The sequence below is a fragment of the Bacteroidota bacterium genome (genome assembly GCA_039111535.1).
In the GTDB taxonomy this organism is placed as follows: domain Bacteria; phylum Bacteroidota; class Rhodothermia; order Rhodothermales; family JAHQVL01; genus JBCCIM01.
Map to the genome: position 1 here is coordinate 1 of JBCCIM010000296.1, position 5,153 is coordinate 5,153.

Here is a 5,153-nt window from a genome sequence, read left to right on the forward strand (position 1 = left end):
CTCAATGGCTGTGACAAGCGTTGGTGCAGCACCTGATACATCAAAAACACTCACTGAGTTAGCTGTGGCGCCGGAATGGGTGATGTAGAGTTTCTGAGGGACAGATGCTGCTTTCAAGTTTGGTGCCAGTGCAATATTGTGCGGTACGGGCAGTGGGATGTTGGTGAAGCAGCTTACTGCTCCGGTTGCTGTGTTGACGGCGTAGAGGCCATCAGTACCACCGTTTGGCAGGTTGGTTGTGTAAAAGGTTGCGCCGTTAAACGGCATGCCGGCGCCGTGAGCACCAGGCACAGTAATCGACTGCACGTGCGCAAGAGACGTGCGGTCCCAAACAATAACGACGTCGCTATTCTGGGAAGGTACAAACAGGTTATTGTCTGCATCCTCTCCCGATAGGGCGTAGGTGCCTTCTACAGTATCTGATTTGGTGTTGATTAGAGAGATGGTACCCGCATTTCGGTTGGCAACAACAACACGCACGATTTGGCCATTACGCGATTGATTTGCGTGGGACACAGTAGTTGGCGCTTCGCTTTCAACAGGAATTGCATCCTGGCTAGCGATAAAAATAAACATGCTTATGCCGGTGAGCAAAAGCATTCATGGTGACTTTTTAGACATAGTACTACGACGGCGACTTATTTATAAAACAAGGAGCTCTGATACTAACCTGTGTGGCGGCCCCATGTATCACAAATAGGTAGCGAATGCCTAAAAGGCTGCTATATGCGCTATGGCATGCTGCGTCGGATGGGGTACTTTCCATCTTTTTTGACAGCGTCATCGAGTACATTCCAGTTGAGCAAACCATCATCCGAGCGCGGCTCGAGGAGCGAGAAAATCAGGCGGCCGAGGGGCTGGTTGGTCTGCACGACATAGGTACCAGCCGGAAGGGTAGCCTTTTCTTTTTCGTAGTCCCCGTACAGGGTACGCTGGAAATGCTGCTGGAATTCCCTGCTTGCTACGGTCGTTGAGTCAATCCGGAAGGTCTCCATTTCCAATGTCATATCCTGGTCGAGTTGTGCCATCTTAACACCATGATCTGCAAGTTTATGCAGCACGTCTTTGGCTGTAGCGTCGATGTAGTAGGCGATGGGTACAGATTCCATATCAGCCGGCGCAAAGGTGCTGAAGTCGGCCATCGTTACAGGATTGAGCACGTTTTTACGTTCCAGCATGATTTCTCCGGAGTAGGGATTCCGTACCTCATCTACTTCGCCCATCAGAATTTGTATTTCTCCTGTCTGTTGTCGCGATGCCCGAAGCGCAAGCGTGCTGCCGGCGAGTGCTGTGTTATCTACGGCATCAACGATTTCCTGTATTTGGGTTGCGTGCGCGGCTGCAAATTCGACTGTGCCTTCTACAAAGCGCAGCGTTGCAATAACCCGGTCCTCAAATGTGGCATATGAATAGGCTTCACTGAGGATGGCAAAACGATTGCGCAGGCCGGTGTAGTTGTTGTTGAACCGAGGGCGGTGATCAAAAGTGTGCCACGCCTGTTCGGCTGTGTCTTCGCTGCTGGAGGCGCTATGTCGGCGGGCGTTGCCGTAATACTGTGATTCCCACCCGGTGGTTTTTTTGAGGTATTGCCCTGCCGCCGGCAGCCAGGCATTACGCAAAAAATCGTCGATCCGGCTGTCTGTGTTGGGATGGAGTGGTTGCGCATACGTGAGGTGATAGCCGTGGCGCGTGCCATTGGTTGTGTGGAGGTCAATCACCACGTGGGGGTCGTAGGTGTTGAAGAGATTAACGAGCGAACGGGCTTCGGGCGAGTCCAGTTTCATGTGGTCGCGGTTGAGGTCGTACCCTTGTGCATTGGGGCGCTGGCCCATACCGGCAACCGGACCATGTTGGCGCCCTCTATTGGTGAGTTTAACGCGTTCATTGCCATCTGCATTGTAGATCGGTGCGATGAGTAGGACCAGCGAATCGAGCCATGCTGCGTGCGCGCCGCCGGCGATATCACGCAGCATCATCTGCATCGCTTCTTTTCCACACACTTCGCCGGCGTGGATGTTTGCCTGGATAAATACCCGCGTTTTGCCACTCGAAAGGACAGCTTCAGCAGAGGCGTCAGGCACCTCGCCAACCACAACCAGCGGCAGTGCGCGGCCTTCGAAGCTGTAGCCAAACGTGGTGTTGTGGAGTAGGGGTGAGGATGCCGAAACGGCGTCAACAAAAGCGACCACGTCTGCATGCCGGCTGGTTTCCTCGTAGTTGGTCTGCTCTGCCCGCGTTAATAATTGCACCGGTTGTGCCTGAAGCTGGATGGTAGCAGCGCAGAGGAGGATGAAGAGGATGGCCAGTCGGGTGATCATTTAGGCGCTCTGTTTTGGGGAAAAGGTATTGCAGGGATTGTGGAAGGGAAATTAAGCGGTTTGCTGTAGATAAACTATAGTGTTGAAGACCCGATGCCGGTTCAAGTCCGGCAAGACGTGGGAGGTTTAGGCAACTATAAAGACCTTCAACCATAAACCAGCAACCTTCAACCAAAACCATCATAATGATGGTTTTCTTCAAATCTCGCCTCGCTGTGCAAAGCCGGCAATGTGCTCTGCTGCGCGAAACGCGAGGGCCTGGATGGTCATGGTAGGTTGCCCACGGCCAGAAGTCACCAGGCTACTGCCATCACAGATGAACAGGTTGGACACTTCGTGAGAACGGTGGTGTTTGTCAACCACCGAAGTCTCCGGATTATCACCCATACGGCAGGTGCCCAGCAGGTGCGCGCCGACAGTTTGCGGTACAATGTCTGGCGCCCATACTTTGCTTGCGCCGGCAGCCTCAAACACCTCTTTTGCGCGATCGATCATGAACTGCATAGCCGCTAAATCATCAGGGTGGTCTTTGTAGGTGATACGTAGCGCCGGCCTGCCCCATTTGTCTTTTGCTTCCGGGTCGAGTGTGACGTTGTTGGTGTCGAGCGGAAGCGAAGTTGTGTGCCCCATGATGGTCATGGTTCGGACATAATCGTGCGCTAGTGCGTCTTTGAACCCTTGTCCCCATGTGGGCGTATCGGGCGACATGCCGCCGGGAACGAGGCCGGCTGCTGACAGGATTGGAGAAGAAGGGAAAAAGCGCGCATCGAGTCCGCCGCCGCCATAAAAACCACGCTTTGGGTCGGTATCGTAAAAATCGATCAACATCCGCGTCGACTGGATGCTTTTGTATTCATTCAGCGGTTGCTCAAACACACCGTTGCAAATGGGGGCTCCGTTGAACATCAGGTTTTTGCCCACCATGCCACTGCTATTCGAAAGGCCATCGGGGTGCTGCGCGTTGGCTGACAAAAACAGCAGCCGCGGCGTCTCTGCACCGTTGGCGCTTACAATGACAGCTTTGGTTTTCTGCGCGTGCTCAACCCCTGCGTTATCGACATAAACAATTTGTTGAACCCGGTTCTGGTTGTTGGTGTCGATTCGCATGACCGTGCTTTCAGCGCGGAGTTCACATTTGCCGGTTGCGAGGGCAACGGGAATGGCGGCTGCGAGCGACGACGACTTTGCCCCCATCTCACAGCCCATCCCCCAGCAGTATCCGCAATGGGTACAGGCCGCGCGACCGTTGTGGGCTTTCGACAAAATGGCTACTGGCGATGGCTGGGGACTCCATCCCAATGCGCGTGCGCCTCTTTCGAACAATACACCCGAAGACTTTACGGGCATGGGTGGCAGTGGGTAAGGTCTGGATCGGGGTGGGTCAAATGGTCCGGGTACACCAGAGACACCAATCTCCCAATCTACCCGGGTGTAATACGGCTCGAGTTCAGCGTAAGTAAGCGGCCAATCGGCGAAGTTGGTGCCGGCTATTGGGCCAAGTACCGACCGTTCGATAAAGTCAATTTCGTGGAATCGCCAGTAGTTTGCTGCGAAAAAATTGGAACTGCCGCCGACAAGCCGGCCATAAATTGCTGGCGGGAATCCGCTTACCTGTGCCTCCTCATCTGAGCTAGCGCGGAACGTCTGCGGATGCTCTCCGCTTGCGCCGCCCCAGTATTTCAGGCTAATGAATTGGGCAAAATCGTCGTGGTCCATGAAGTCGGCATGGTCCACAAACGGCCCCTGCTCCATAATAATCACTTTGAAGCCGGCGCGGGAAAGCTCCATGGCCAGCACCCCGCCGGCGGCACCTGAGCCGACAATGACAAAATCAACTTCTTCCGAGTTAGCATAGGTAGGCATGTCCTGTTGCATTACGCATCCTCCCCATAGTTGACTTCATAATCATAACCGACATCGTAGTAGCCAAACGGCGGTTGCCACACGTGCTGATTTTTAAGGCCAATCAGATCCCATCCTGCTTCATTGCGATTGCCGCCGTACTTGGGGTGAGCAAAAAGGCCCAGAATAGTTATGAGGCGCAACAACGAAAAGAATGGTGTTGCTTCGATGTCAGTGATGAGTGCTTTTTGATCAGCATCTGGTAATGCGGTAAATGAGCCAACTGCTTTTCCTTCTGCTTTAGCTTTTAGTTCAGCAAGTCCGGCCCTTATGGGCGGTAGCATCGAGGTGACCGGATCTACCTGTGCAAGGGACAAATCAGCGAAATACACAACGCCGGCTTCTGTTGCGCCAGGTGAATCACCCGAGGGAATAATCTGTGCAGCCAATGCGGTAAAGTCAGCAGCTTCTTCCGGGGTAAATGTGATAAACTCAGCCTGCTCCTCCTGCGCCTGACAGGCCAACTCTGAGACGGCAAGGAGTGCGGGGAAAGTATAGGCCATCCAGCCGAGGCCGCCGGCTGCACTGGTTTGCGCCAGGAAGTCTCGGCGTGATGGTTTTGGAGAGGCCATCAAGTTGGTGGTTAGTGGGCGTTATAGACGTTTGATTTGGCCTCCATGTATGGTCTGGTGTTTGTCATCACAACAGTACAGTTAGCCACTCAAAGATACAATGTTTTGCTGGCAAAGGGCTCATGTATACAGTAGCAGTGCAAGCAATCAAATCCACGCTGCTGCCTTTTGAAGGACTTAAATAGATAATTTGAATTTCTATGACACAGTACTAAACGATAATTTGATAAAAATATTAAGTGTTTTAATTTATTTGCCTAAGTATATTAGGCCTGTATGGAAATCGATAACACTTACTTCAATAAAGAGCTTTTTAAACGCTACAACCTGGGGCCAGCATACGATGAGTCGTTTGCTGGCA

At 52.8% G+C, this 5,153-nt stretch carries 4 protein-coding genes; all 4 read right to left on the reverse strand.

Going from position 1 to position 5,153, the window contains the following annotated elements:
• Positions 1-576 (reverse strand): hypothetical protein (locus AAF564_25770; protein MEM8488980.1); only part of this gene is annotated, 576 nt, incomplete at its 3' end.
• A 155-nt stretch (positions 577-731) separates the two neighbouring features.
• Complete coding sequence (locus tag AAF564_25775; protein MEM8488981.1) at positions 732-2,318, reverse strand: M14 family metallopeptidase; 1,587 nt, start codon at positions 2,316-2,318, stop codon at positions 732-734.
• Between the two features lie 198 nt (positions 2,319-2,516).
• A complete protein-coding gene (locus AAF564_25780) occupies positions 2,517-4,181 on the reverse strand; it encodes a GMC family oxidoreductase (protein MEM8488982.1) in 1,665 nt (554 codons plus the stop codon).
• A gap of 11 nt (positions 4,182-4,192) precedes the next feature.
• Entirely contained in the window at positions 4,193-4,792 is a 600-nt protein-coding gene (locus AAF564_25785; GenBank protein ID MEM8488983.1) for a gluconate 2-dehydrogenase subunit 3 family protein, read from the reverse strand.
• Positions 4,793-5,153 lie beyond the last annotated feature (361 nt).

Coding starts and splice junctions, on each gene's coding strand:
- AAF564_25785 (MEM8488983.1), bottom strand. CDS start 4,792: ATGGCCTCTCCAAAACCATCACGCCGAGACTTCCTGGCGCAAACCAGT.
- AAF564_25775 (MEM8488981.1), bottom strand. CDS start 2,318: ATGATCACCCGACTGGCCATCCTCTTCATCCTCCTCTGCGCTGCTACC.
- AAF564_25780 (MEM8488982.1), bottom strand. CDS start 4,181: ATGCCTACCTATGCTAACTCGGAAGAAGTTGATTTTGTCATTGTCGGC.